Source organism: Caulobacter hibisci, from assembly GCF_016135805.1.
In the GTDB taxonomy this organism is placed as follows: domain Bacteria; phylum Pseudomonadota; class Alphaproteobacteria; order Caulobacterales; family Caulobacteraceae; genus Caulobacter; species Caulobacter hibisci.
Window position 1 is genome coordinate 230,579 of sequence record NZ_JADWOX010000001.1, and the last position, 26,029, is coordinate 256,607.

Genomic DNA, 26,029 nt, shown 5'->3' on the forward strand with positions numbered 1-26,029 from the left:
CTTTGTTCGCCTGGTCGGCGTCGGATCACCAAGTCTTGGTGATGCTGATGCCGTAGAGGCGCGGCTCCAGCGTGTAGACGTTGGTGAACAGGCCCGAGGTGTCGTCGGTGGTGTAGGCGTCGGTGATCGGGGTGTCGTTGAGCAGGTTCTTGACGTAGGCGTCGAACGACAGGCCCAGCTCCGGCTTCTCGATCTTGAGCGTCAGATTGACGTTCTCCCACGATTTCAGGCGGTCGTACTCGGTGTTGTAGATGCGGGCGTACTGCTCGCTCTGGCGATAGTAGTCGCCGCGCAGGGTGGCGGCCCAGCCGGACGGCAGGTCCCAGGTGTACTGGGCGCCCAGCGACAGGGTCCAGTGCGGCGAGTTGGGCAGCTCGTTGCCCGACAGGTCGGCGGCGCGGCCGTCGATCGAGGCTCCGGCGGCGTAGTTGTAGAGCCCGGTGCCGTTGGCCAGGGTGTTGGCGGTCAGGGCCACGGTCACCAAGCCGGTGGCCTGGGTGGCGGTGAAGCCCTGGGACATCAGGGCCCCGACCAGGGTGCTGGCTCCCGCCGACGGGCCGCCGGCCGCCGCCAGGATGGTCTGGACGCCGGCGGCTTGCGCGGCGGTCAGGCCGGCCCCGCCGCTGGTCGTGGCCAGGGTCAGCAGGGTGTTGGTCAGGTTGCTGTAGTAGCTGCTGGCGCTGGTGCCGGGACCGGCGCAGGCCAGGGGCAGGGTGCCGCCAAGGCCCGCCCCGATGATCGTCGCCACGCCCGCGGTGGTCAGCACGCAGTTGCTGCCCAGCGCCGCGGTCGGACGCGCGGCCTTGACCAGGGTCAGGGCCGCGTCGCTCTGGGTGCGGTTCATGGTGTCGATCGAGCTGACGCCGTCGCCGATCTTGGTGTGCAGATAGCCGACATTGGCGTTGAGGCGCAGGTTGTGCACCGGCTGCCACAGGGTCTCCAGCTCCACGCCCCAGACCTTGGCGTCGATGTTCTCGTTCACCGAGGTGCGGTTGACGATCTTGGAGATCTGGTAGCCCTGGTAGTCGTAGTAGAAGCCGGTGGCGTTCAGCAGCAGGCTGCCGCCCAGCAGGGTGTTCTTGGCTCCGACCTCATAGGCGTTGACGAATTCCGGCTGGTAGGTCGCCGCCGTGCCGGCCAGGCCGATCGCCCCCGGCGGGTTGGCGCCGCCGCCCTTGTAGCCCTTGGAATAGAAGGCGTAGAGCAGGCTCTCGTCGGTGAACGGCAGGTTGGCCTTGTAGTCGAAGCCGAGGCGCCCGGTCAGTTCCTTGAAGTCGGAATACTGCGCGGCCGGCGTGCCCTGGTTCAGGCCGTAGCCCGAGGTCAGCAGCGGGGTCGGATAGTAGTCGGACTTCTTCTTGTCCTGGGTGCGGCGCAGGCCCAGCGTGAACTTCAGGTCCTCGTTGGCCTGCCAGTAGACCTCGCCGAACAGGGCGGTCGCGCGCAGATGATAGGGCGTGTGGTTGTCGAAGTAGTTGTGGCCCTGGCCGGTGGGCGTGGCCGAGGTGTCGATGCCGATGCAGTTGGCCGTCGTGGCCGGGTTGCAGGCCGGGTTGCCGGTGTTCTGGAAGTTCAGCGCCAGGGCCGAGATCGTCAGGCCGTTGCTGATCACCAGGTAGTCGGTGATGCCCTGATAGTCGAAATAGATGCCGCCGACATTGAAGTTGATCGGGCCGTCGAAGGCCGACTGCAGGCGGAACTCCTGGCTCAGCTGCTTGTTGGTCGACTTGGAGATGTCGTAGGTCAGGAAGGTGTTGGACGTGCCGGTCTGCGGATCGGTGAAGTTGCCGCCTGGGGTCAGGGCCGTGCTGTTGAACGTGCCCGGCGAGATGTTCCGGAAGTAGTCCTGCTTCGAATAGATGCTGCCGTCGCTCAGCGAGGTCAGCGAGGTGAAGGTCAGGCTGTCGGTGATGTCGTAGGCGAAGTTGAACTGGTAGACGTCCGAGGTCGACTTGTAGATCGGGTCGAACAGCGTCTCGATCTCGCGCAGGTCCTTGCTGACCGTGTCGCCGGCGTTGAGGTCGCCGCTGGTGAAGCCCACCAGGTTCCCCAGAACGCCGTACAGCGTGCCCGAGGTGTTGACCGTGCCGTAGGCGGCCTCGCTGTAGAGGCTGGCCGACGCGCAGCCCTGGGTCAGGTATCGTCGGGACGTGCCGGTAGCGACCCCGCCGACCGTGGCCGGGCCCGGATCCTTGGTGCAGAGCTGCTTGCCGATGCGGGCGCGGTTGTCGTCCTCGTTGAAGTGCTCCCACATCAGGTTGACGCGCAGGCGCTCGTTCGGATTGACCTGCAGGCTGATGCGGCTGGACCACAGGTCGCGATCGTCGACCTTGTGGTTGTTGAAGGTGTTGGTGACGAAGCCGTCGCGCTTGACCGAGGCGGCCGCGATGCGCAGCGCCATCTTCTCCTCGACGATGGGGATGTTGACCATTCCGCGCAGCTTGGTCGTGCCGTAGTTGCCGTACTCGGCGCGGGCCATGGCCTCGAACTGGTCGGCAGGCTTGGCGGTGATGATATTGACGACGCCGCCGGTGGCGTTGCGGCCGTACAGCGTGCCCTGCGGGCCGCGCAGCACTTCCACCCGCTCGACGTCGTAGAACTCGGCCTCGAACAGGTTGGAGGCCTGAAGGGGCGCGTTGTTGACGTGCACGCCGACGCCGTTGTCGGCCGAGACGCCGACGCCCTTGGAGCCGATGCCGCGGATCTGGAAGTTGAAGCTGTTGGTGAAGTTGCTCTTGCCGAAGCTGACGTTCGGAATGGCCAGCTGCAGGTTCGGGCCGCCGTCGATCTTCTGGACTTCCAGGCTGTCCTGGCTGAAGGCCGAGACCGCGATCGGCACGTCCTGAAGGGCTTCTTCCTTCTTCTGGGCCGTGACGACCAGTTCCTCGATCACGTTGTCCTGGGCCGGTTTGGCCGGGACCGGCGTCGGGGTCTGAGCGAAAGCGGGGGCGGCGGCTGCGGTCAGCGCGACGGCCGAAACGCCCATAGCGAAGAGTCGCCGCAAGCGCGGGGTCTGGGTCATTCGAAATCCCTCCCTGGACGCGATGACGCCTTGTTGACGGCCCCTATCCGCGTCCTGTTGTTTCCTCGGCACCGCACGTTTTCATTGTCGTATCTCCTTTCCGGAGACCGGCGCGCAGGTGTCCGGCAGACCTGCAACGGCATTGCAGGATTGCATACTTGCGTTCTCTGACTGTCAACTGGCGGGACGGTAAGTAAACGGCGATAGGTTACGCCTTTTAACTTTACGCAACGTCACTTCGACGCCAGTAATTCCTGTTTCAGGTGAATTTAGAAAAGTGAGTGTGTCACCTGACGCAACGTCAAGCGTGCAGGCCTGCTGAAAACAGGGAGGAAATCCGCTGCCCCGTGGGCGGTATCTTGGCCTATTCCCGTAAAAGGTACAGCGCAAAACGTGGTTCGCTGAAATGTCTCCGCGCGCGCCGCCGTTCCAGCGCGGGGCAAGGTCGTGTAGAGGAGCGGCATGTCCGCATCCTCTCTGCCTTCTTCTCCTTCGGGGCCTTCCGCGCCCTCGGGCGCCGCCCTGGTACTGTTCTCCGGCGGCCAGGATTCCAGCGTCTGCCTGGCCTGGGCGCTCGAGCGCTATGCGCGCGTCGAGACCCTGGGCTTCGACTACGGCCAACGCCATTCGATCGAGATGGAGGCCCGCCAGGCCGTCCGTCACCAGGTCGCCGCCCGCTTTCCGCATTGGGCCGAGCGCCTGGGCGAAGACCACGTCCTGGATATCCGCAGCTTCGGCGCCGTCGCCGAGTCGGCCCTGACTGCCGACCGCGCCATCGAGATGACCGAGCGCGGCCTGCCGTCGACCTTCGTGCCCGGCCGCAACCTGGTGTTCCTGATCTACGCCGCGGCCCTGGCCGACCGTCGAGGCATCGAGGCCCTGGTCGGCGGCATGTGCGAGACCGACTTCTCGGGCTATCCCGACTGCCGCCGCGACACGCTGGACGCCATGCAGACCGCGCTCAACCTAGGCATGGACCGCGGCTTCCGCGTCGAGACGCCCCTGATGTACCTGACGAAGGCCCAGACCTGGGCCCTGGCCAAGACCCTGGGCGGCGAGGATCTGGTCGACCTGATCGTGGTCGAGAGCCACACCTGCTACCAGGGCGAACGGGGCGAGCTGCATCCGTGGGGTCACGGCTGCGGCGAATGCCCGGCCTGCGAGCTGCGCGAAAAGGGCTATGCCGAGTGGGACGCGGCCGGTCGCGAGGTCCTGGTCCCGTGACCTACACCGTCAAAGAAATCTTCCTCACCCTGCAAGGTGAAGGCGGCCAGGCGGGCAAGGCGGCGGTGTTCTGCCGTTTCGCCGGCTGCAACCTGTGGACCGGCCGCGAGCAGGACCGCCACAAGGCCGTCTGCACCTTCTGCGACACCGACTTCGTCGGCACGGACGGGGAGGGCGGCGGCAAGTTCGCCACGGCCGACGCCCTGGCCGACGCCGTCGAGGCCGCCTGGACGGGCGGACCGAACGACCGGCTGGTGGTCTGCACCGGCGGCGAGCCGTTGCTTCAGCTCGACGAAGCCGCCATCGCCGCCCTGCACGCCCGCGGCTTCCAGATCGCCTGCGAGAGCAACGGCACCGTCGTGGCGCCCGAGGGCATCGACTGGGTGTGCATCAGCCCGAAGGCCGACGCGCCGGTCGTGCAGACCCGCGGCCAGGAGCTGAAGCTCGTCTTCCCGCAGGAAAAGGCCATGCCGGAACGCTTCGAGAGCCTGGATTTCGAGCGTTTCTATCTCCAGCCGATGGACGGTCCGGAGCGCGACCGAAACACGCAATTGGCCGTCGCCTATTGCCTTTCCCACCCTCAATGGCGTTTAAGCGTCCAGACACACAAGTATCTCGGCCTGCCCTGACGGATAAGGCGCTCGGTTTGGTGACAGGACCGTTGCGCTAGAGCCTCCCAGGCCTAGTCATAAAAGAAGTCCATGTCCGAACCCGTCTTCGAGATCACGAAGGCCGCGCATTTCGATGCGGCCCACTACATTGAGCAAGGCCCCGGCGATCACCGCTATCGCCGGCTGCACGGCCACTCGTTCCGCGTCGAGGCCAGCGTCAAGGGCTCCATGCAGGCCGCTGGCTGGGTCGCCGACCTGGAAAGCCTGGACGTCGCCCTCAAGGCGGTCGCCACCGAGCTCGACCACGGCCTGCTCAACGACCGCCCCGGCCTGGAAAGCCCGACCCTGGAGCGGATCTGCCTCTATTTCGCCGAGCGCCTGAAGCCGCAGTTCCCCGGCCTGTCGCGCGTGGTGCTGTCGCGCCCGACCATCGGCGAGAGCTGCGCGCTCAGTCTGTAGGCGTGCGCCCCTTCCACGCGGAATGGGCTCTCAAAATAGAAGTCATCGCCCGGCTTGTCCGGGCGACCCAAGCTGAGTTTCCAATGAAGCTCGGGCCAGCTCGGCTTGGATCGCCCGCATGAAGCGGGCGATGACTTTTGAAAGAGGGTATGGGGCTGCCTGGGTGAACGCGGCTTATCCCCGACTTTGACGCCGCCGCCCCCTGGCGCGGCGGCGCGGAGTTCGCCAAACACGCGCCCATGCGCATGATCGGCTACTTTCGGGTTCCGCCCGTACGGGGCGCGACCTTCGACGGACCCCTGGCGGACAAGCTCAGCGCCGCCGGCTGCGAGGCGCTGCACCACGACGCCTGCTACGCCCTGGCCGTACACAAGCCGGGCCTGGACGCGGCCATCGCCTCGGCGAGGCCGGGCGACCTGCTGGTGATTCCCAGCCTGCACGCCTTCGCCGCCCACCTCGTCGATCTGTTGCAGGTCATCGGCAAGCTGCAATCGGCGGGCGTCTATCTGATGACGCTGAGCGAGGGGATCGACACCCGCATGCCTGGCGGCTTCTTCCCCGTCTGCGCCCAGCTGCTGCAGTTCAACGACCAGACCCGCATGGTCCGCACCGCCGAGGAAAAGATCGTCCGCCTGGGTCGTCCGCGCCCGGCGACGCCCGATGCGGCGGAGGCGGACGTGGATACGACGGAAGCGGTCGTCGAGGCGCCGCCCGAGGCCTGACGCCTCTTTCCAGAGAACGCCGGTCGGGCTACCCCTTGCGCCGATAAGCGCCTCGGGAGACCTCGCCGTGCTCTACGCCATTCTCTGCTACAACGACCAGGACTTGGTCTCGAACTGGACCCCGGCCGAGGACGCGGCGGTGATGGAGAAGCTGTCGGTCGTGCATGACCGGCTCTACGCCGAGGGCAAGTTGGGGCCGGCCGGGCGCCTGGGCTTCACCGGCTCGGCCAAGACCCTGGTCAAGGGCCAGGAGCCGCCGATCGTGATGGATGGTCCCTACGCCGAGACCAAGGAGGCCATGCTCGGCTTCTACATCGTCGACTGCGCGTCGATGGACGAGGCCCTCGACGTCGCCCGGGCGCTGGGTGAGGCCAATCCGACCGGCGCCTACGAGATCCGCCCGCTGTCGCTCTATCTCGAAGGCCTGGCCGTCGGCGACCAGCTTCCGCAGGCGGCGGAGTAGGTCCTCCCCCTCTGGGGGAGGTGGCCCGAAGGGCCGGAGGGGGAGCGCGAAGCGCTTAGCGGTCGCGCTGGGCTTTCTTCCACTCGCGGAACTCGCGCTTTTCGCGGTCCTTCTTGCTTTCGCCGGGGATCACCGCCTTGCCGGTGGCAACCACGACCTTGCCGGTCGTGCCGACCACGGCGCCCGCCGTGCCGACGGCCGCGCCGGCGACGGCGCCGGCCAGGCAGCCCTGGGCGCCGACCGCGACGGCCAGCAGGGCGGGAACGAGAAGCAGGCGGGAAACGCGCATGGCAAGGAAACTCGCGAAACTGGGGTTGGCCGTTTCTAGCGCAGACAAGGTTTACGATCTCCGCGTCCGATGGACGCTGTCGTCTGGCCGACTTTAAACTGTATTGGAGTCTGTACGCCGACAGTTCTTGTGGCAAATTTGCGTCGGCGCAGCTTGATTACGATTTGTAAACGAAAAATCCAGGAACGAGACTCAAAGTTCGACGGTTGGTTTGTCGAATGTAAGAGACTTGAACCATGCCCCGCCGCGAAGACATGATCAAACAGGAGGCCCAGGCGTTGTGGCGAGAGCTACACGGCGAGCCGATCCCTGACGTCAGCGGCGAAGAACTGCTTGCCAGATTGTGTCGAGATCTTGACGTCGCCGACTACGACCGCGTCCAGTCGCCGTTCCTGCGCCCGTCGATGATCATGCGCCCGGAAGAATGGCCGGAGATCCGGCGGCGCGAGGGGTGACCAGTTATCCCTCTCCCCTTGCGGGAGAGGGTGGCCCGCGAAGCGGGTCGGGTGAGGGGTCTCTCAAAACGAGCCGAAAGGCCTTTCGACCCCTCATCCTTCGGCTACGCCGACACCTTCTCCCGCAAGGGGAGAAGGATTTCAGACGCGCTCCCCGCCGCCGCCCGGCAGGAACGCGCCGCCGCCCGTCTGCGCCCGATGGCGCAGGAACGCATCAGCCAGCACGCAGGCCGTCATCGCCTCGACCACCGGCACGCCGCGGATGCCGACGCACGGGTCGTGGCGACCCTTGGTGCGCAGGTCGATCTCCTCGCCGGCCTCGTTGAGGGTCTGGCGCGGGATCAGGATCGACGAGGTCGGCTTGAAGGCAACGCGAGCCACCACCGGCTGTCCGGTGGAGAGGCCGCCCAGCACGCCGCCGGCGTGGTTGGACAGGAACTCCGGCTCGCCGTTCGGTCCCAGCCGCATCATGTCGGCGTTGTCCTCGCCGGTGAGGGCGGCGCTGTCAAAGCCTTCTCCGATCTCCACGCCCTTGGCGGCATTGATCGACATCAGGGCCGCCGCCAGTTCGGCGTCGAGCTTGCCGTACAGCGGCGCGCCCCAGCCGGCCGGCACGCCGGTCGCCTCGACCTCGACGACGGCCCCGGTCGAGGAGCCCGCCTTGCGGATCTTTTCCAGGTGTTCTTCCCACACCGGAATGATCGCGGCGTCCGGCGACCAGTAGGGGTTCTCGCCGGTCTGCGCCCAATCCCAGTTGCCGCGATCGATCTTGTGCGGCCCGATCTGCACCAGGGCCGCGCGCACCGTGACGCCCGGGATCACCAGTCGCGCCACCGCTCCGGCGGCGACCCGCGCGGCCGTCTCCCGCGCCGAGCTGCGCCCGCCGCCGCGATAGTCGCGCACGCCGTACTTGGCGAAATAGGGATAGTCGGCGTGGCCGGGGCGGAAGGCCTGGGCGATCTCGCCATAGTCCTTGGACCGCTGGTCGGTGTTCTCGATCATCAGGCTGATCGGCGTGCCCGTCGTGCGTTGGCCGCCGGTGCGCTCGTCCTCGAACACCCCCGACAGGATGCGCACGGCGTCCGGCTCCTGGCGCTGGGTGACGAACTTGCCGTTGCCCGGCCGGCGCTTGTCGAGGAAGCCCTGGATCATTTCGGCCGTCAGCAGGATGCCTGGCGGCACGCCATCGACGACGCAGCCGAGGGCGGGCCCGTGGCTCTCGCCCCAGGTGGTGACGCGGAACAGGTGACCGAAGGTGTTGTGCGACATGGCGAGGCTTCTAGCCGAAACGGCTTTGTGGGGCGAGACTTTGCGGGCGGGGAGCGGGCAGGGCGGCGACGCGCAAGAATTTGCCGCCGCCTGCCGCGTCTAGACCCAGTCCGGAACCAGGTCCCGGGCCAGCATCTCATCATAGCTCGGGCGCTTGCGGATCACGGCGTAGCGGTCGCCGTCGACCAGCACTTCGGGCACCAACGGGCGGGTGTTGTACTCGCTGGCCATGGCCGAGCCGTAGGCGCCCGCCGACATGAAGGCCACGAGATCGCCAGGCCCGAACGGTGGCAGGGCGCGATCGCGAGTGAAGGTGTCGCCGGTCTCGCAGACCGGGCCGACCACGTCGTAGACGGTCTCGCCGTCACGCTTGGTGACGGGGCGGATGTCGTGGAAGGCGTCGTACATGGCCGGACGCACCAGGTCGTTCATGGCCGCGTCGATGACCAGGAACTTGCGGCCTTCCGGACGCTCGTGAACGTGGATGACCTCCGAGATCATGATCCCGGCGTTGGCGGCGATGACGCGGCCGGGCTCGAAGGCCAGCTTCACCGGCAGGCCCTTGGTCACTTCCGCCACCATAGCGCCAAACTCGGCGGGCGAGGGCGGTTCGGGGTGGTTGAAATAGGGTACGCCCAGGCCGCCGCCCAGGTCCAGGCGCTCGACCGACAGGCCTTCGCCCAACAGCTGCTCGACCAGGCCCCGCATCTTGGTGAAGGCCGCGCGCATCGGCTCCAGGTCGGTGATCTGGCTGCCGATGTGACAGGCGACCCCGATCGGCTCCAGCGCGGCGTTGTTGCTCGCATTGGCGTAGAGACGGGCGGCCTCGGCGAACGAGACGCCGAACTTGTTCTCCGACTTGCCGGTGGCGATCTTGGCGTGGCCGCCGGCCGCGACGTCGGGATTGACCCGGAAGGCGATCTTGGCCCGCACGCCCAGCTCGGCGGCGACCTGGGCGATCAGCTCCATCTCCGGCTCGGACTCGACGTTGATCTCGGCGACCCCGGCCTTCAGGGCGAAGGCGATCTCCTCGCGCTTCTTGCCGACGCCCGAGAACACGATGCGCTCGCCGGGGATGCCGGCGGCGAGCGCCCGGCGGACCTCGCCTTCCGACACCGTGTCGGCGCCGGCGCCCAGGTCGCCCAGCACCTTCAGCACGGCCACGTTCGAATTGGCCTTCACCGCATAGGCCACCAGCGGGTCGACGACCCCGGCCTGGACCAGGGCGTCGCGGAACACCGTGAAGTGCCGCTCCAGGGTGGCGCGGGAATAGACATAGACCGGCGTGCCGACCTCGGCCGCGATCCTGGCCAGGGGGACGCCTTCGCAGGCTAGGCCCTCGGGGCCGTATTCGAAGTGGTTCACTGCAGCGCTTTCAGGGAGATCAGTTCGGCGTCGAGGACGGGAAACCGGCGGCGGAGGGACCGCCGAACGGGTTGGACGGCGTCCCCCGCAGCGGGGCGGCCTTGATCGTGCGGTTGCTCGAGGCCGGGTCGGCGTTTTCCTGCACGCCGTTCGGGCGGGCCGGCTGGTTGGCCTGGGCCGAGGCCTCACGGCGCTTGGAGGCTTCGGCGGCCTTCTTCTCCGGACCCCACAGCGGCGCGGGGCGCTGAAGCTCGGCCTGCTTGCCGCAGGCGGTGAGGGCGGCGCCGGTCAGGCCCAGGGCGGCGATGGCGAGCAGGGTGGCGGGACGGATCATGCGAGGGCTTCCTTCCAACGCGCGATCTGGGCGCGGACCTGGGCGGGGGCGGTCCCGCCATAGCTCATGCGGCTGGCCGCCGAGGCGGCCGGTGTGAGGACGTCGTAGACCCCGTCGGTGATCCGCGGCTCGATGGCCTGGAATTGCGCCAACGACAGGTCCGACAGGTCCAGGCCTTGGGTCTCGGCCGCCTTCACGGCCGAGCCTGTCACGTGGTGGGCGTCGCGGAAAGGCATGTTCAGCTCGCGCACCAGCCAGTCGGCCAGATCGGTGGCGGTCGAGAAGCCCGCGCCTGCGGCGGCGGCCATCTTCTCGGTGTTGGGGGTCAGATCGGCGATCATGCCGGCCATGGCCAGCAGGCTCAGTTCCAGCGCGTCGAAGGCCTCGAAGGTCGGGACCTTGTCCTCCTGCATGTCCTTCGAATAGGCCAGCGGCAGGCCCTTCATGACCACCGTCAGGGTGGTCAGGCTGCCCAGGATGCGGCCGACCTTGGCGCGGATCAGCTCGGCCGCGTCGGGGTTCTTCTTCTGCGGCATGATCGAGCTGCCGGTCGTGAAGGCGTCGGTCAGCTTGATGAAGCCGAACATCGGCGTCGTCCACAGCACGATCTCCTCGGCCAGGCGCGACAGGTGCGTGGCGGTGATCGAGGCGGCCGACAGGGCCTCCAGGGCGAAGTCGCGCGACGAGACGCTGTCCAGCGAGTTGGCGGTCGGACGGTCGAAGCCCAGGGTCGCCGCCGTCTGGTGGCGGTCGATCGGGAAGGGGGAGCCGGCCAGGGCGGCCGCGCCCAGCGGGCACTCGTTCATGCGGGCGCGGGCGTCGCGGAAGCGGCTGGCGTCGCGGCCGAACATCTCGACATAGGCCATCAGGTGGTGGCCGAAGGTCACCGGCTGGGCCGGCTGCAGGTGGGTGAAGCCCGGCATCAGGGCGTCGGCATAGGTCTCGGCCTGGGCCAGCAGCGCCTTCTGGAGCTCGACCAGCTGAGCGGCGGAACGGTCGGCTGCGTCACGCACCCACAGGCGGAAATCGACGGCCACCTGGTCGTTGCGCGAGCGGGCGGTGTGCAGCCGGCCGGCCGTCGGGCCGATCAGCTCGCGCAGCCGCGCCTCGATGTTCATGTGGATGTCTTCGTACTCGTCGCGGAACGGGAAGGTCCCGGTAGCCAGTTCGTCCTCGATCTTGGCCAGGCCTTCGAGGATTTCCTCGCCGTCGCTGCTTGCAATGACGCCTTGGGTGATCAACATCCGCGCGTGGGCGCGGCTGCCCGCCAGGTCCTGCGCCCAGAGGCGCTTGTCGAAGCCGATGGAGACGTTGATCGCCTGCATCAGTTCCGCCGGCTTGGCCGAGAACCGTCCGCCCCACATGGCTTGGCCCTGGCCGTTCGCGGCGGGCGTTTTGGAGGCGGTGTCGGTCATATGAGCGAAGTCCAGTCGAACGTGGTGACCAAGCCGAAGCCCGGCCCCCTGAAATGGGCCATCGGCGCCGTCATGCTCGTCGGCGTCGTCGGCGTCCTATACGTCATCGCCCAGGCTTCGTTCAAACCCGCAGAAGCCGCCGACCTCACGGAATTCAAGAAGGCGTCCCTAGCTAAGCTGGATGTGCCCAAGACGCCGCGGGCGCCGCCGGCCACCGTCTTCACCGACATGGCCGGAAAACCCCATACCCTGGCCGACTTCAAGGGCCAGGTGGTGGTGATGAACCTGTGGGCCACCTGGTGCGCGCCCTGCAAGAAGGAGATGCCCACCCTGGCCAAGCTGGCGGGCGCCTACGCCACCCAGCCGGTCAAGGTGCTGCCTATCAGCGTCGATCGCGATAGCGACCTCAACCTGATCCAGGCCGAGATGGCCAAGAACCCGCCGCTCGTCACCTTCCGCGACAAGTCCTACAAGCTGTCGTTTGACCTGGAGCCGCGCGCCGCCGGTTATCCGACCACGGTGATCTACGACAAGAAGGGCCAGGAGCGGGCCCGCATCTCCGGCGAGGCCGACTGGTCCAGCCCCGAGGCCCGCGGCCTGGTCGAAGCCCTGCTGAAAGAGAAATGAGCCCCGAGCTCCTCGAACCGATCGCCGACGCCGCCTGGCCGGCCCGCGATCGCGAGCGCCTGGGCGGCTGGCGGCTGAACGCTGCCGACGGCTTCTCGCTGCGCATCAACGCCTGCTGGCCCCTGGGCGAGCCCGATCGCGATCCGGAAGCCGCCATCGACGCGGTCGAGGCCTTCTACGCCGCGCGTGGCCTGCTGGTGCGCTTCAAGCTGACCGAAGGCGCGACGGCGCCGGCCGACCTGGCCGAACGCCTGGCCCGTCGGGGCTACGAGCCTCACGGCGAAACCCTGGTGGTGACTGGCGCCGTCACCGGCCTCGCCGATCCGGACGTGACCCTGTCGATCGCGCCCGACCCGGCCTTCCAGACGGTGCTGGTCGCCTCGGCCAAGGGAAACCTGGCTGACGCCCGCGAGCGGCTGGAGGGCCTGGCCCGCATCCCGGCCCCGGCGCGATTCGCTCGGCTGGACGTGGACGGTCGCCCCGCCGCCCTCGGCGCCTGCGCGGTCGATGGCGAGGCGGTGGGCATCTTCGGCATGCGCACCGACCCCGACTTCCGCCGCCGAGGCCTGGCTCGCCGGCTTCTCGACTCGTTGCTGGTCGAGGCCGCCACGCTGGGCGCGCGCACCGCCTATCTGCAGGTCGAGGCCGCCAACGCGCCGGCCATCGCCCTCTACGCGGCGCGCGGTTTTTCGACCGCCTACCGCTATCGCTACTGGACCAGGCCCGCCCACGATTGACGAGCGCCCCGGTTTGGGTTGCTGATCCCGTCCGGGGAAGCGGCGCGTGGCCGCCTTGCGTGTTTGGGGGAAGCGTCGTGGATCACGGCAACCAGAAACTGATCAGCTACGGCGTCACGGCGGCGGTCGTGGCCATCGTCTTCGCCCTGCGCTTTCGCGCCATGAGCAAGGAGCGACGACTGAAGCTGGAGTTCATGTGGATCCTGCCGGCGATCATGGTCGCCTCGCTGGTCTTCCTGTTCATGCAGTTCACGCCGCACGGGACCGACTGGCTGTGGCTGGCGGCGATCTTCGCCGTGGGCGCGACGATCGGCTGGTGGCGCGGCAAGCTGATCCCGATCGCCATCGATCCCGACACCCACGAGCTCAACACCAAGCCCTCGCCGGCGGCCCTGCTGTTCCTGCTGGCCATCTTCGCCGTGCGCTTCGCCCTGAAGGCCTTCCTCGAAACCGAGGCCCAGGCCTGGCACATCAACGCCGTGCTGCTGACCGACGGTTTCGTGGTGCTGGGCGTGGGCCTGTTCGCCGTCTCCCGCCTGGAAATGGCCCTGCGGGCCATTGGCCTGCTGCGCGCGGCCCGCGCGACGCGGGCGGCTCAGGCGGCTTAGGGGGCGTCGCCTCTCTACATTGTTGTCCCGGCCGAAGCGCAGCGAGAGCCGGGACCCAGGGGCCGTACGCAAGGCCTTTCAACATCGAAGACGGCCGACCCAGCCGCGGCGCCCAGTCCTCCTGGGTCCCGGGTCTGCGGACCGCTGCGCGGCCCTTCGCCCGGGGTGACGGGGTTTGAAGATTTCGCACTCGTGCGGCTCCCGTTTCGATCGTCGTTCTCTAACTAGTTTACAAAACAAACTAGTTGATCCATCGTGCGGCCAACCTCGCAACTGGGGAGGAAGCCCATGCACGCGCCGCTCAAGGCCCTGGAAAGATCGACCGCCGCCGACGGTCGCAACGCCCCGATCGGCGCCCTGCGCGCCTTCGTCACCCTGCTGGTGATCGCCCACCACACGGCGATGACCTACCACCCCTACGCGCCGGCCCCGAAGGCGTTCGAGGCTCCGCCGATCCTGTGGACGGCCTTCCCGGTCGTCGATCCGCAGAAGGTCGGGGCGTTCGGCATCCTGGCCCTGGTCAACGACATGTTCTTCATGTCGCTGATGTTCTTCATCTCCGGCCTGTTCGTCGCCCAGGGGCTGAAAGCGAAGGGCAGGGGCGGTTTCCTGAAGGGCCGCGCCCTGCGCCTGGGGATACCGTTCGTGATCGGCGCCGCCCTGCTGGCCCCGCTGGCCTACTACCCCGCCTGGCTGCAAGCCGGCGGCGCGCCCTCGGTGTCGGCCTTCGCCGAGGCCTGGACGCGCCTGCCGTTCTGGCCCGCCGGCCCGGCTTGGTTCCTGTGGGTGCTGCTGGCCTTCGGCGCAGTCGTTACGGCGCTACACGCCCTGGTCCCCGGATCGATCGACGCCCTGGGGCGGCTGGCAAAGGGAGCGGAGGCCAGGCCCGGTCGGTTCTTCCTCGCCCTCGTCGCCGTCAGCCTGGCGGCCTACCTGCCGCTGTCGATGACCACGCCGTTCGGCCACTGGACGATGATCGGGCCGTTCACGGTGCAGACCGCCCGCATCGGGCACTACCTCGTCTACTTCCTGGCCGGCGTCGCCGTCGGCGCGGCCGGCGTCGGCCAGGGGCTTACCGATCCCGACGGCAAGCTCGCCAAGCGCTGGTGGGTTTGGCAGCTGGCCCCGATCGCGCCGATCGTCGGCGGGGTGGCCACCCTGATCGTCGCCTTCTCGCCCAATCCGCCGCCCCGGCCGTTCCTCGACCTGTTCGGCGGCCTGATGTTCGCCCTGGGCTGCGCGGCCCTGTCGTTCGCCGCCCTGGCGACCTTCCTGCGCTTTGCCCGCAGAACCGGACCGATCGGCGCCAGCCTGCAGGCCAACGCTTACGGCATGTACCTGCTGCACTACGTCTTCACCTCGTGGCTGGCCTGGATGCTGCTGCCGCAACAGTGGGGCGGCCTGGCCAAGGCCGCGGCGGTGTTCGTCGGGGCGACGGCGCTGAGCTGGCTGCTGACCATGGCTCTGCGCCGCATGCCGCTGTTGGGACGAATCCTGTGACCCTGCATGATGCCGCCGATGGAGCCGGGCCCATGAACGACAAGCTGAAGACGGTGCAGGACGACCTGGCGTTCCTGCGCGGCCTCGCCGAGGGCGGCGCAGAGCGGGCCGGCTTCGGCGTCGCCGGCGGCGCGCTGTACGGTTCGGCCGGCCTGCTCTACGGGATCCAGACCCTGGTCTATTTTGCCCAGGAGAAGGGGCTGGTGCGCCTGGGGGGACTGGGCAACCTGATCCTGGCTTGGCTGCCGACCCTGATCTTCGTGGTGCTGATGACCATCGTCATCGTCGTCGAGCGCAAGCGGCCCAAGGGCGGCGTCGCCAGCCGGGCCGTCAACGCCGCCTTCGCCGGGGCAGGCTTGGCCAACTTGGCGCTGATCATCGTCTTTGCCGTGGCCGCCGCCCGCAATCACGACTTCCGCTACTGGCTGTTCCACCCCGCCGTGGTGTTCGTGATGCAGGGCGCGGTCTGGTATGCGGTCTTCGCCCTGCGCAAGCGCGCCTGGATGCTGGTCGTCTCGCTGGGCTGGCTGGCCTCGGGCGTCGCCCTGGGTCTGCTGGTCGACCGCGCCGACCTCTACCTGCTGATCGCGGGTTTCGGCCTCTTCGCCTTCATGATGGTCCCCGGCTTCTTCATGATGCGCCAGGCCCAGCGCCAGCCCGTCTATTCGGCCGCCTGAGACGATCGTGACGGCAAGGTTCGACATCAGCGGGCTCGACGACGTCATCCACGGTCGCGTGCGGCTGGGCGTCGTCGCCTATTTGGCCAGCGCCGAGGTGGCCGACTTCACCGAGCTGAAAAACCTGCTCGACGTCACCCAGGGCAACCTCTCGATCCACCTGCGCAAGCTGGAGGAGGCCGACTACGTCTCGATCGACAAGAGCTTCGTCGGTCGCAAGCCCCTGACCCGCGTGCGCCTCACCGATACCGGCCGCGCGGCCTTCGCCCGCTACCTGAAGGCCATGGGGCAGCTGGTCGAGCAGGCGGGCGGAAGCTAGAGGCCCATCTCCGCCCGCAGCGCCTGCGGCGTCGCCCCGGCCGCGCGCAGTTCGCGCAGGGTCTGGGCGTTGTCGCGCTTGGCGTAGCGCTTGCCGTCCGACCCCACCAGCAGGCCGTGGTGGCGATAGGTTGGGGTCGGCAGGTCCAGCAGGGCCTGGAGCAGCCGCTGGATGTGGGCCGCCTCGAACAGATCCTGGCCGCGGATCACGTGGGTGATGCCCTGCAAGGCGTCGTCCAGCACCACGGCTAGGTGGTAGGCGACGCCGACGTCCTTGCGGGCCAGGACGATGTCGCCGGCCGTTTCCGGGCAGGCGCGGATCAGACCCGTCTCGACGTCGGGACCCGCGCCCTCCTCGACGAAGCTCAAGTCCTCGAAGCCGCCTAGCGTTCGCGCGGCCGCGTCCAGCGACAGCCGCCAGGCGAAGGCGTCGCCCCGCGCCAGGCGTTCGGCCTCCTCGCGCTCCGGCAGGGGCGCGCCGCGATAGGGGACGGCCGGCTCGTGCGGGGCGCGGCCGATGTCCAGCTCCCGGCGGGTCTTGAAGCAGCGATAGACCAGGCCCCGCTCGCGCAGGGTCTCGATGGCGGCGTGATAGTCGGCCAGGTGCTCGGACTGGCGGCGGAGCGGCTGTTCCCACTCGAGGCCCAGCCAGGCCAGGTCTTCCAGGATCCCGGCTTCGTATTCCGGTCGGCTACGGATGGCGTCGATGTCCTCGATCCGCAGCACGAAGCGGCCGCCCGCAGCCCGCGCGGCGTCAAAGGCGGTCAGGGCCGAGAAGGCATGGCCGCGATGCAGGAAGCCGGTGGGAGAGGGGGCGAAGCGGGTGGCGAAGGGGGGCATCAAGCTCCTCCCTCGCGCAGCGGGGGAGGTGGCGCGCTGCGGACACGCGGCGTGACGGAGGGGGCGAGTTGAAGCGCCGTGCGCGCCGTCGCCCCCTCCACCGCTTCGCGGTCCCCCTCCCCCGCGTGGCGGGGGAGGAGTGGTGATCGCCAGTTCATCCCCGATCGAGCTTGGCGAACATGCCCAGGTGGTCGAACACCGCCTTGAGGAAGGCTTCCTCGCCGCCGAGCAGCGCCTTGAGCTGGGTGAACTGCTTGAAGCCGCTCATTTCGGCCAGGCCGTGGGCGGCGCACCAGGCGGCGATGGTCGCCAGCTCCAGGTCGATCTCCGACACGCCCGATCCCGCCGCGTGGGCGATGGTGTTGCGCACCTGGCAGTAGGCCCCTTCCTCCTTCATCTGGTCGGGAAGGGCGTCCTTGTCGCGCGAGCGGTCGTACATCACCCGATAGAGGGCGGGGTTGTCGCGGGCGAAGCTGACATAGGCCACGCCCAGATTGGTCATCCGCTGGCGGTCGTCGTCGCTGTCCTGGCGGGCCTTCATCAGGGCCGCGTCCAGGGCCACCCAGCCTTCGTGGGCCACGGCCTCGAGCAGCTGGCTCTTGTCCTTGAAGTGGTGGTAGGGCGCGGCCGGGCTGACCCCGGCCTCGCGGGCCACGGCGCGTAGCGACAGGGCCGCCGGACCATCGGTCTCCAGGATCCGCCGGGCGGCGTCGACGAGGGCGCGGCTGAGGTCGCCGTGGTGATAGGGGCGGGCGGCTTCGGGCGTGGCGAGAGTCATCGAAAGCCACTCTATCCCTTACGTAGGGAAAATTCATCCAAACATTGTCAAGATATCTTGACGGCGCTCAGATTGATGTTATCTAAGCGTCGTTCAGATGGATCGGCCATTCAAGAGACCGCCGCTGGACCACGCTGGCCGAGGGGGTCGGCGCGAACCCAACTTCAAGGATGTGTGTCATGACCAACCGTAGCTTCGAAGCCTTCGAAAACCTCTTCGACCGCGTCGCCATCGGCTATTTCCTGGTGGCCGCGCTCGGCGTCGCCGGCGCCGTGCTGGCGATCGCGCTGTAAGGACGAATTGTCCGATGCGGCCGCTCCGGTTCTTCCGGGGGCGGTCGCCGGGGTGCGTCGCCCCGACTTGAAACCGGCGCTCCGCTCGGCCATAGCCGGGCTGGCGGAACGACCCGCGACACCTCGGGTTTCCGTCTGATGATCCTCTTGTCCCAAAGTCCGCGAGACGCCCGATGAGCGTGGCCTTCACCAAGGAAGGCGACGCCGAGGCCTTCGCCGCCGACCTTCCCGATCGTCCGATCTCGACCCAGCCCAATCTCGTCACGGCCGAAGGCCTGGCGATGATCAAGGCCGAGTTCGCCGCCGCCCGCGCCGCCTATGCCGCGGCCCAGGCCGCCGGCGGGGTCGCCGAAGATCGCACCGCCATGGCCCGCGCCACCCGCGACCTGCGCTACTGGTCGGCCCGTCGCGGCACCGCCCAGCCGGTCGAGCGTGACGAGAGCCGCACCAGCGTGCAGTTCGGCGACACGGTCACCTTCGACCGCGAGGACGGCCGCACCCAGACCTTCCGCATCGTCGGCGAGGACGAGGCCGACCCGGCCAAGGGCTCGGTCTCCTACGTCTCGCCGCTGGCCCGCGCCCTGATGGGCAAGAGCGTCGGCGACACGGCCGTGGTGGCCGGCGGCGAGGTCGAGATCGTCGCCATCGCCTAAGGGCTCAGCAAGTTTCGGATTGCCAGGGATGCTCGGCGAGGGCTTCCTCGCCGGCGTGATTTCCGCTTCTGCTCCCACTCCCGACCTGATCGCCGCCGCCCGCGCCCACCTGGCCGCGACCGACCCGCTGTTCGGGCGGTTGGAAGCCGTGACCCCGATCTTCGAATGGCGATTGCGGCCCGGCGGCTTTCCGGGTCTGGCCCGGATGATCGTCGAGCAGCAGATCTCGGTCGCCGCCGCCGCCTCGATCTGGGCGCGGGTGCAGGCCGGACTGCCCGACATGACGCCCGACGCCCTGATGGCCCTTGACGATCCGGCGCTGCAAGGCTTCGGCCTCTCCCGACCCAAGGTGCGCTACCTGCGCGAGATCGCCGGGGCGCACCTGTCCGGCGCCTGCGATTTCGACGCCCTGAAAGCTCTGCCCGACGCCGAGGCCGTCGCCGCCCTGGTCGCCATCAAGGGCGTCGGCCGCTGGACCGCCGAGACCTTCCTGATGTTCTGCGAGGGCCGCATCGACGTCTTCCCCGGCGGTGACGTCGCCTTGCAGGAGGCCATGCGCTGGGCCGACGGCCTGGAGGTGCGTCCCAACGAGAAGGCCGCCTATGTCCGGGCCGAGGCCTGGAAGCCCTATCGGGGCGTCGCCGCCCACCTACTGTGGGCCTGCTACGGCGGCGTGCGGCGCGGCGAGATCAGCCTCGACGGCCGAACGGCTTAGGCGATCGGGCTTCGGCCTGGGCCTTGGCCCGGGCGATCACCGCGGCGAGGGCGGGGTGCACCTGCGGCGACTCCCGCGCGATGAAGGCCAGCAGGGCGCTCTCGGCGGCGTCCAACACGCCGTCGCGCTCCAGCCGCTCGACCAGCCAGGCGGCCTCTTCAGCGTCGATGGTCTCGGCGGCCAGGGCCACGGCCGCCTGCTCGCGGTTGCGGGCTTCCCAGGCGTCATGGATCTCGCGGTCGGGATTCATGATCCTGTTCAGCGCCTCGGCGTTGTCGATCGTGCGCCAGACGCCCGGCGCGCCCTGGAACATCCGCGCAAGAAAGCCCGGCACGTCCGCCGGCTGGGCCAGCCACGCCTCGTGACGCGCGGCCTCCTGCCGCGACGGGGCGCGGTAGTGCGAGACGGTCATGACGCTGGCGGCCACGGCCTTGGCGAACAGCTCGGTCCAGTCCGACGCGTTGCGGGCCCCGACGCTGGCGTCGTTGATGTCGAACAGGATTTCGGCCTCGGCCCGGGTGATGGCGATGTTCTCGTCGCCGGCCTGGGCGTAGAGCACCCGGCGCAGCAGGGCGGCCTCGCCGTCGGTCACCCGGCCGCGCTCCATGCGTCCTTGAGCCAGGGGACCCTGGCCGTGCAGCACGGCTGCCTTGACCTGGGCCAGGGTGAAGGCGACCAGGGCCTCGGGAACCTCGCTGGCGGTCTCCAGCACCCGGATCAGCACTTCCAGCTCGGTCGCCGACTTGACCAGGCCGTCGCGCGACACCGCCGCGATCAGCCAGTCCGCCGCCTCGGCGTCGACATAGCCGGCCGGCCGCGCCTGATGCACCAGATGGTCGACGATGGCCTCGGTCAGCAGATGCCGCCAGGGCGTGCTGGCTTCCTCGACCGCCTCGTCCAGCGCCAGCAGCGCCTGCGCCTCGGCCCGCGACAGCACCATGTCCGGATAGACCAGCCCGCGCAGGGCGACGACGTCGGCTTCGGTCACCCGGCCGGCGGTCTTCAGCGTGGCGATAGTTGTGGCGAGCATGGCGACCTCTGCAATCTTCGGAGGAGGTTGCCGCAGCTTCGTTAGAAGAGGCCTAACTGCGTCTTGGTTCTGTCGCCAATTGGGATCATCCTTTGGATGCGTCCGGGAATGAATGCCGATTCCCTGATTTGCGTAGGAAGGAGGCCCGTCTTCAGTCCGACCGCGTACCAGCCCCATAGGGACCTCGTCGGTTCCATGAGCGGGAGGCCCTGATGCAGGTGCTGACCCGTCCCCCGTCCGGCATGCCGGCCCTGGTGCTCAACGCCGACTATCGGCCCTTGAGCTATTATCCGCTGTCCCTCTGGCCCTGGCAGGAGGTGATCAAGGCGGTGTTCCTCGACCGCGTCGACGTCGTCTCGACCTACGACCACGTGGTCCATTCGCCGTCCTTCGAGATGAAGCTGCCCAGCGTGGTGTCGCTGAAGCAGTACGTGCCGCAGGAGCGGCCGCCGGCCTTCACCCGCTTCAACCTGTTCCTGCGCGACAGCTTCAGCTGCCAGTACTGCGCCTCGCCGGACGACCTGACCTTTGACCACGTGATCCCCCGCTCGCGCGGCGGCCGCACCACCTGGGAGAACATCGTCACCGCCTGCGCGCCCTGCAACCTCGCCAAGGGCGGCCGCACGCCGCGCGAAGCGGGCATGCACCCGTTCCACACCGCGCGCCGGCCCTCGATGCACGAACTCCAGGATCGCGGCCGCAAGTTTCCGCCCGGCCACCTGCACGCCAGCTGGCTCGATTACCTCTACTGGGACATCGAGCTGGAGTCGTAGGGCTCAAGATGCTCCCCCTGAAGGGGGAGCTGTCGCGGAGCGACTGAGGGGGAAGTGAACGCGGCGTTTCAGCAGCCGCTTCCCCCTCCGGCCCTTAGGGCCACCTCCCCCTTCAGGGGGAGGGTCTCTGCGCCAATCCTTATACCGCCCTTATGCCGCCCATACGCCTCCCGAATGGAGCCCTTACGCGGCGCCGTGGTCCTTTCCGTCCGAACCGGAAGGAGGCCCAAGGTGGCTGACATCATATTCCTGGCGCTGGGCGGAGGGCTGTTTGCGGCCTTCGGCCTGTTCGCCATTGCATTGAGGCGCGCATGACCCTGTTCGTGAACGCGCTGTGGGGGGCCGGGGCGATCGTCGTCGCGGCCTACATGGTCACGGCCCTGATGCGGCCGGACCGTTTCTGACGCTCTTCGGATAATCGCAAAATGAACTGGCAAGGCTGGGCGGAAATCGCCCTGACGCTTGGCCTGGCGGTCGGCTTGGGCTGGCCGCTGGGCGTTTACATGTCGCGCGTCTGGAACGGCGAGCGCACCTGGCTCGATCCGCTGCTGGCGCCGGTCGAGCGATTGTTCTACGCCGCCGGCGGGATCGACCCGCGCAAGGGCCAGACCTGGATCGGCTATGCCGGCGCGCTGCTGGCCTTCAACGCCGTCGGCTTCTTCCTCGTCTACGGCGTGTTGCGGCTGCAAGGCGTGCTGCCGCTGAACCCGCAGGGCTTTGGCGGGCTGTCGCCGCACCTGGCGTTCAACACCGCCGTCAGCTTCGTGACCAACACCAACTGGCAGAGCTATGGCGGCGAGACCACCATGTCGACGCTCAGCCAGATGCTGGTGCTGACGGTGCAGAACTTCGTCTCGGCCTCGACCGGCGCGGCCATCGCCGCGGCCCTGGCGCGCGGCTTCCTGGCCAACAAGGGCGACGACGTCGGCAACTTCTGGAGCGACGTCATCCGCACGACGCTGTGGGTGCTGCTGCCGCTGTGCGTGGTCGTGGCCATCGTGCTCGTGGCCCTGGGCGTGCCCCAGACCCTGGCCGCCGGCGTCACCGCCCACACGCTGGAGGGCGGCGAGCAGAAGATCTCGCTGTTCGCCACCGCCAGCCAGCTGGCCGTCAAGCAGTTGGGCATCAACGGCGGCGGCATCTTCAACGTCAACTCCGCCCACCCGTTCGAGAACCCCACCCCGCTGACCAACCTGATCACGGCGGTGTCGATCAACGTGCTGGGCTGGGCCGCCTTCTTCGCCTTCGGCCGCAGCGTCCTGGCTCGCAAGGACGTCCGCGCCCTGGTCGTGGCCGCCATGGTGCTGCTCAGCGCCGGCGCGGTCGGTATCTACGTCACCGAGACCCAGGCCCCTCCGGCCCAGGTCGCGGCTCATGTCGACGCCAGCGTCAACATGGAAGGCAAGGAGGTCCGCTTCGGCGCGCCCTCGACCGCCGCCTGGGCCGCCATGACCACCGGCGCCTCCAACGGCTCGGTCAACGGCATGCACTCCAGCCTGATGCCCCTGGGCGGCGGGATCACCATGTTCCTGATGCAGCTGGGCGAGATCCTGCCGGGCGGCATCGGATCGGGCGTGGCGATCATGGTCGTCATGGCCCTGCTGGCGGTGTTCGTCGCCGGGCTGATGGTGGGCCGCACGCCGGAATATCTGGGCAAGAAGATCGAGGCCCGCGAAATCCAGTTCGCCATGCTGGCCGTGCTGGTGATCCCGCTGTTCATGCTGGGCTTCGCCGCCGTCGCCGCCATCCTGCCCGAAGCCTTGAAGGGCCTGATGCACGCCGGACCGCACGGTTTGTCGGAGATCCTCTACGCCTACGTCTCCGGCACGGCCAACAACGGCTCGGCCTTCGGCGGGCTCACGGCCAACGCGCCCTGGTGGAACGTCACCCTGGGCCTGGCGATGATGTTCGGGCGCTTCGCCCCCATCGTCGCGGTGCTGGCCATCGCCGGCGCCCTGGCGGCCAAGCCCAAGCTCGCCCCCACGGCCGGCGCCATGCCGACCGACGGCGGCCTTTTCGTCGGCCTGCTGATCGGGGTGATCCTGATCCTCGGCGGCCTGCAGTTCTTCCCCGCTCTGGCGCTGGGGCCGATCGTCGAGCACTTCCAGGCGCTCGCCTTCGTCGCTTCCAGCCGCTGATCGAAAGCGACACACATGACCACCTATGAAACCGCTGCGGGCGAGGGCGGCCGGCGCAAGCCGGCCAGCCTGGCCGGCGGCCTCTCCACCCCGATCCTGGCGCGCGCCGCCAAGGACGCCTTCCTCAAACTCGACCCGCGCAAGCTGACCGGCAATCCGGTGATCTTCGCGACCTGGATCGTGGCGCTGCTGTCGACGGTCTCGGCCGTGGCCGCCATCGTCGCCCAGCAGTCGGCCGGCTTCGCCGTGCAGGTCTCGCTGTGGCTCTGGGCCACCGTCCTCTTCGCCAACCTGGCCGAGAGCGTGGCCGAGGGCCGGGGCAAGGCCGCCGCCGACAGCCTGCGCGCCGCCCGCGTCACCACCAAGGCCAAGCTGATCATCGACGACCAGGCCGGCACGGTGATCCCGACCCCCGCCCACAAGCTGGTCCCCGGCGAGATCGTCCTGGTGGAGGCCGGCGACGTCGTCCCCACCGACGGCGAGATCGTCGAAGGCATGGCCAGCGTCAACGAGGCCGCCATCACCGGCGAGAGCGCCCCGGTGATCCGCGAAAGCGGCGGCGACCGCTCGGCCGTCACCGGCGGCACCACGGTCGTCTCCGACTGGATCAAGGTGCGGGTCACGGCCGCCCCCGGCTCGACCTTCCTCGACCGCATGATCGCCATGGTCGAGGGCGCCGACCGCCGCAAGACGCCCAACGAGATCGCCCTGGCCGTGCTGCTGGCGGGCCTGACCCTGATCTTCCTGATCGCGGTGGTCACCCTGCTGGGCCTGGGCAAGTTCTCGGGCGTGGCGCTCGACCCGCTGGTGCTGGGTGCCCTGTTCATCACCCTCATTCCCACAACGATCGGCGGGCTCCTTTCGGCGGTCGGCATCGCCGGCATGGACCGCCTGCTGAAGGTCAACGTCCTGGCCACCTCGGGGCGGGCCGTGGAAGCCGCCGGCGACGTCGACACCCTGCTGCTCGACAAGACCGGCACCATCACCTTCGGCAACCGCATGGCCACCGAGGTGATCGCCGCCCCCGGCGTGCGCCCCGACGCGGCCCTGCGCGCGGCCGTCATGGCCTCGCTGGCCGACGAGACGCCGGAAGGCCGCTCGATCGTCGAACTGGGTCGCCAGCAGGGCCTGGCCCTGGAGGCGCCCGCCGGCGCGACCTCGATCGCCTTCAGCGCCACGACCCGCCAGTCGGGCCTCGACTTCGCCGGCCAGTCCTGGCGCAAGGGCGCGGTCGACGCGGTCTATCGCAGCCTGGCCATCGATCCCGCGCGCATCCCCGGTGAAGTCGCCGCCGCCGTCGACCGTATCGCCCGTTCGGGCGGCACGCCGCTGGCGGTCAGCGAGGACGGCGCCCTGGTCGGCGTCATCCACCTGAAGGACGTGGTCAAGCCCGGCGTGAAGGCCCGCTTCGCGGATCTCCGCCGCATGGGCCTGCGCACGGTGATGATCACCGGCGACAACCCGGTGACCGCCGCGGCCATCGCTTCGGAGGCCGGCGTCGACGACTTCCTCGCCGAGGCCACCCCCGAGGACAAGCTGCGCCTGATCCGCGCCGAGCAGGCCAAGGGACGGCTGGTGGCCATGTGCGGCGACGGTGCCAACGACGCGCCCGCGCTCGCCCAGGCCGATGTCGGGGTGGCCATGCAGACCGGCGCCCAGGCCGCCCGCGAGGCCGGCAACATGGTCGATCTCGACAGCGACCCGACGAAAGTCATCGAGATCGTCGAGGTCGGAAAGCAGATGCTGATCACCCGCGGCGCCCTGACCACCTTCTCGATCGCCAACGACGTGGCCAAGTACTTCGCCATCATCCCGGCGATGTTCGTGATCGCCCTGCCGGCCCTGGGCGGGCTGAACATCATGAAGCTGCACAGCCCGCAGAGCGCCATCCTGTCGGCGGTGATCTTCAACGCCCTGGTGATCGTCGCCCTGATCCCCCTGGCCCTGAAGGGCGTGAAGTACCGCGCCATCGGCGCCGGCAAGCTGCTGTCGCGCAACCTCTTGATCTACGGCCTGGGCGGCCTGCTCGCCCCGTTCGTCGGCATCAAGCTGATCGACATGGTCGTCTCGGCCCTCGGCCTGGCCTAAGCTCTAGTTCTAGGAGACTCACCCCTCATGCTCTCCCATCTTCGTCCGGCCCTCGTCTCGATGGGCCTGTTCACGGTCCTTCTGGGCCTGGCCTATCCGCTGGCGATCACGGGCGCGGCCCAGGCGGCTTTCCCGGCCCAGGCCAACGGCTCGCTGGTCCATGATCGCAATGGCCAGATCGTCGGCTCGGCGCTGATCGGCCAGGTCTTCGTCAAGGCCGAGTATCTGCACGGCCGCCCCTCGGCCGCCGGCGACGGCTACGACGCGTCGGCTTCGAGCGGCTCCAACATGGGCTCGCTGAACGACAAGCTGATCGCGCGCGAGAAGACCGACGCGGACGCCTTGCGGGCCGAGTTTCCCGGCGCGGTCATTCCGGCCGACGCGGTCACGACCTCGGGCTCGGGCCTGGATCCGGACGTCTCGCCGGCCTATGCCCGCCTGCAGGCCCCGCGCATCGCCGCCGCCCGCAACGCCCCGCGCGGCGAGGTGCTGGCCATGATCGACGCCGCCGTGAAGCCGCCGCTGCTCGGCTTCATCGGCCAGCCGCGCGTCAACGTGCTCGAGCTCAACCGCGCCCTGGACGAGCGCTTCCCGATGGTCGGCTAGTCGTTGGCGGGCGACTCCTC

Annotated in this window: 28 protein-coding genes and 1 pseudogene; 19 read left to right on the forward strand and 10 right to left on the reverse strand. The window is 68.7% G+C overall.

Features of this window, described 5'->3' with window-relative positions; translation table 11 throughout:
- Positions 1-25: 25 nt before the first annotated feature.
- The gene (locus I4Q42_RS01125; protein WP_198574224.1) at positions 26-3,022 is read right to left on the reverse strand and encodes a TonB-dependent receptor; all 2,997 of its coding nucleotides are present in this window, start codon (positions 3,020-3,022) and stop codon (positions 26-28) included.
- A gap of 462 nt (positions 3,023-3,484) precedes the next feature.
- Here I4Q42_RS01125 and queC point away from each other — a divergent pair, with 462 nt between their 5' ends.
- From queC to I4Q42_RS01150, 5 genes are all read left to right on the forward strand, one after another.
- Positions 3,485-4,246 (forward strand): 7-cyano-7-deazaguanine synthase QueC, encoded by a 762-nt coding sequence (gene queC / locus I4Q42_RS01130; protein WP_198574225.1) that lies wholly within the window; start codon positions 3,485-3,487, stop codon positions 4,244-4,246.
- Positions 4,243-4,875, forward strand: a complete 633-nt coding sequence (gene queE / locus I4Q42_RS01135) for a 7-carboxy-7-deazaguanine synthase (protein ID WP_198574226.1) — start codon at positions 4,243-4,245, stop codon at positions 4,873-4,875. Before queC ends, queE begins: the two co-directional genes overlap by 4 nt.
- Before the next feature lie 72 nt (positions 4,876-4,947).
- On the forward strand, positions 4,948-5,316 hold the full coding sequence (locus tag I4Q42_RS01140) for a 6-pyruvoyl trahydropterin synthase family protein (RefSeq protein WP_198574227.1): 369 nt from the start codon (positions 4,948-4,950) through the stop codon (positions 5,314-5,316).
- Positions 5,317-5,561: 245 nt separating this feature from the next.
- Entirely contained in the window at positions 5,562-6,038 is a 477-nt protein-coding gene (locus I4Q42_RS01145; protein ID WP_198574228.1) for a recombinase family protein, read from the forward strand.
- A 67-nt stretch (positions 6,039-6,105) separates the two neighbouring features.
- On the forward strand, positions 6,106-6,501 hold the full coding sequence (locus I4Q42_RS01150; RefSeq protein WP_198574229.1) for a YciI family protein: 396 nt from the start codon (positions 6,106-6,108) through the stop codon (positions 6,499-6,501).
- A gap of 55 nt (positions 6,502-6,556) precedes the next feature.
- On the opposite strand, the gene I4Q42_RS01155 is transcribed toward I4Q42_RS01150, so the two are convergent.
- Entirely contained in the window at positions 6,557-6,790 is a 234-nt protein-coding gene (locus I4Q42_RS01155) for a hypothetical protein (RefSeq protein ID WP_198574230.1), read from the reverse strand.
- 236 nt (positions 6,791-7,026) lie between these two features.
- Between I4Q42_RS01155 and I4Q42_RS01160 the strand changes: the two genes are divergently transcribed.
- Positions 7,027-7,245, forward strand: a complete 219-nt coding sequence (locus I4Q42_RS01160) for a hypothetical protein (RefSeq protein WP_198574231.1) — start codon at positions 7,027-7,029, stop codon at positions 7,243-7,245.
- A 141-nt stretch (positions 7,246-7,386) separates the two neighbouring features.
- On the opposite strand, the gene aroC is transcribed toward I4Q42_RS01160, so the two are convergent.
- The 4 genes from aroC to argH form a co-directional block, all read right to left on the reverse strand.
- Positions 7,387-8,514, reverse strand: a complete 1,128-nt coding sequence (gene aroC, locus I4Q42_RS01165; RefSeq protein ID WP_198574232.1) for a chorismate synthase — start codon at positions 8,512-8,514, stop codon at positions 7,387-7,389.
- Between the two features lie 99 nt (positions 8,515-8,613).
- A complete protein-coding gene (gene lysA / locus I4Q42_RS01170; protein ID WP_198574233.1) occupies positions 8,614-9,879 on the reverse strand; it encodes a diaminopimelate decarboxylase in 1,266 nt (421 codons plus the stop codon).
- Positions 9,880-9,898: 19 nt separating this feature from the next.
- Positions 9,899-10,213 (reverse strand): hypothetical protein, encoded by a 315-nt coding sequence (locus I4Q42_RS01175; protein WP_198574234.1) that lies wholly within the window; start codon positions 10,211-10,213, stop codon positions 9,899-9,901.
- Positions 10,210-11,628, reverse strand: a complete 1,419-nt coding sequence (argH, locus tag I4Q42_RS01180) for an argininosuccinate lyase (RefSeq protein WP_198574235.1) — start codon at positions 11,626-11,628, stop codon at positions 10,210-10,212. Before argH ends, I4Q42_RS01175 begins: the two co-directional genes overlap by 4 nt.
- Between argH and I4Q42_RS01185 the strand changes: the two genes are divergently transcribed.
- The 6 genes from I4Q42_RS01185 to I4Q42_RS01210 all read left to right on the forward strand — a co-directional run bounded on the left by I4Q42_RS01185 (position 11,629) and on the right by I4Q42_RS01210 (position 16,096).
- Entirely contained in the window at positions 11,629-12,255 is a 627-nt protein-coding gene (locus I4Q42_RS01185; RefSeq protein ID WP_198574236.1) for a TlpA family protein disulfide reductase, read from the forward strand.
- Positions 12,252-12,992, forward strand: coding sequence for a GNAT family N-acetyltransferase (locus I4Q42_RS01190; protein ID WP_198574237.1), 741 nt, complete (start codon positions 12,252-12,254; stop codon positions 12,990-12,992). Before I4Q42_RS01185 ends, I4Q42_RS01190 begins: the two co-directional genes overlap by 4 nt.
- Positions 12,993-13,069: 77 nt before the next feature.
- Positions 13,070-13,600 (forward strand): CcdC protein domain-containing protein, encoded by a 531-nt coding sequence (locus I4Q42_RS01195; protein ID WP_198574238.1) that lies wholly within the window; start codon positions 13,070-13,072, stop codon positions 13,598-13,600.
- Positions 13,601-13,888: 288 nt separating this feature from the next.
- Complete coding sequence (locus I4Q42_RS01200; protein WP_198574239.1) at positions 13,889-15,100, forward strand: acyltransferase family protein; 1,212 nt, start codon at positions 13,889-13,891, stop codon at positions 15,098-15,100.
- Positions 15,101-15,132: 32 nt separating this feature from the next.
- Complete coding sequence (locus I4Q42_RS01205) at positions 15,133-15,777, forward strand: hypothetical protein (RefSeq protein ID WP_198574240.1); 645 nt, start codon at positions 15,133-15,135, stop codon at positions 15,775-15,777.
- Between the two features lie 7 nt (positions 15,778-15,784).
- A complete protein-coding gene (locus tag I4Q42_RS01210; protein WP_198574241.1) occupies positions 15,785-16,096 on the forward strand; it encodes a winged helix-turn-helix domain-containing protein in 312 nt (103 codons plus the stop codon).
- On the opposite strand, the gene gluQRS is transcribed toward I4Q42_RS01210, so the two are convergent.
- From gluQRS to I4Q42_RS01220, 3 genes and pseudogenes are all read right to left on the reverse strand, one after another.
- Complete coding sequence (gluQRS, locus tag I4Q42_RS01215) at positions 16,093-16,935, reverse strand: tRNA glutamyl-Q(34) synthetase GluQRS (protein ID WP_198574242.1); 843 nt, start codon at positions 16,933-16,935, stop codon at positions 16,093-16,095. The genes I4Q42_RS01210 and gluQRS overlap by 4 nt on opposite strands.
- Positions 16,936-16,939: 4 nt before the next feature.
- Positions 16,940-17,093, reverse strand: a pseudogene (locus I4Q42_RS26530) (hypothetical protein); the annotation flags it as partial.
- The gene (locus I4Q42_RS01220) at positions 17,090-17,713 is read right to left on the reverse strand and encodes a TetR/AcrR family transcriptional regulator (RefSeq protein WP_198574243.1); all 624 of its coding nucleotides are present in this window, start codon (positions 17,711-17,713) and stop codon (positions 17,090-17,092) included. The gene I4Q42_RS01220 and the pseudogene I4Q42_RS26530, both read right to left, overlap by 4 nt.
- Before the next feature lie 179 nt (positions 17,714-17,892).
- On the opposite strand from I4Q42_RS01220, the gene I4Q42_RS25835 reads away from it, so the two are divergent.
- The 3 genes from I4Q42_RS25835 to I4Q42_RS01230 all read left to right on the forward strand — a co-directional run bounded on the left by I4Q42_RS25835 (position 17,893) and on the right by I4Q42_RS01230 (position 19,374).
- The gene (locus I4Q42_RS25835) at positions 17,893-18,006 is read left to right on the forward strand and encodes a hypothetical protein (RefSeq protein ID WP_232792767.1); all 114 of its coding nucleotides are present in this window, start codon (positions 17,893-17,895) and stop codon (positions 18,004-18,006) included.
- Positions 18,007-18,179: 173 nt separating this feature from the next.
- Positions 18,180-18,659, forward strand: a complete 480-nt coding sequence (gene greA, locus I4Q42_RS01225) for a transcription elongation factor GreA (RefSeq protein WP_198574244.1) — start codon at positions 18,180-18,182, stop codon at positions 18,657-18,659.
- Between the two features lie 28 nt (positions 18,660-18,687).
- On the forward strand, positions 18,688-19,374 hold the full coding sequence (locus I4Q42_RS01230; protein WP_198574245.1) for a DNA-3-methyladenine glycosylase family protein: 687 nt from the start codon (positions 18,688-18,690) through the stop codon (positions 19,372-19,374).
- On the opposite strand, the gene I4Q42_RS01235 is transcribed toward I4Q42_RS01230, so the two are convergent.
- Positions 19,349-20,404, reverse strand: a complete 1,056-nt coding sequence (locus I4Q42_RS01235) for a hypothetical protein (RefSeq protein ID WP_198574246.1) — start codon at positions 20,402-20,404, stop codon at positions 19,349-19,351. The two genes, I4Q42_RS01230 and I4Q42_RS01235, sit on opposite strands and share 26 nt — an antisense overlap.
- 209 nt (positions 20,405-20,613) lie before the next feature.
- On the opposite strand from I4Q42_RS01235, the gene I4Q42_RS01240 reads away from it, so the two are divergent.
- The 4 genes from I4Q42_RS01240 (at position 20,614) to kdpC (ending at position 26,009) form a co-directional block, all read left to right on the forward strand.
- Complete coding sequence (locus tag I4Q42_RS01240) at positions 20,614-21,177, forward strand: HNH endonuclease (RefSeq protein WP_198574616.1); 564 nt, start codon at positions 20,614-20,616, stop codon at positions 21,175-21,177.
- A 425-nt stretch (positions 21,178-21,602) separates the two neighbouring features.
- On the forward strand, positions 21,603-23,315 hold the full coding sequence (gene kdpA / locus I4Q42_RS01245; protein ID WP_198574247.1) for a potassium-transporting ATPase subunit KdpA: 1,713 nt from the start codon (positions 21,603-21,605) through the stop codon (positions 23,313-23,315).
- A gap of 15 nt (positions 23,316-23,330) precedes the next feature.
- Positions 23,331-25,403, forward strand: a complete 2,073-nt coding sequence (gene kdpB / locus I4Q42_RS01250) for a potassium-transporting ATPase subunit KdpB (RefSeq protein ID WP_198574248.1) — start codon at positions 23,331-23,333, stop codon at positions 25,401-25,403.
- Between the two features lie 27 nt (positions 25,404-25,430).
- A complete protein-coding gene (kdpC, locus tag I4Q42_RS01255) occupies positions 25,431-26,009 on the forward strand; it encodes a potassium-transporting ATPase subunit KdpC (protein ID WP_198574249.1) in 579 nt (192 codons plus the stop codon).
- The last annotated feature ends 20 nt before the right edge of the window (positions 26,010-26,029 follow it).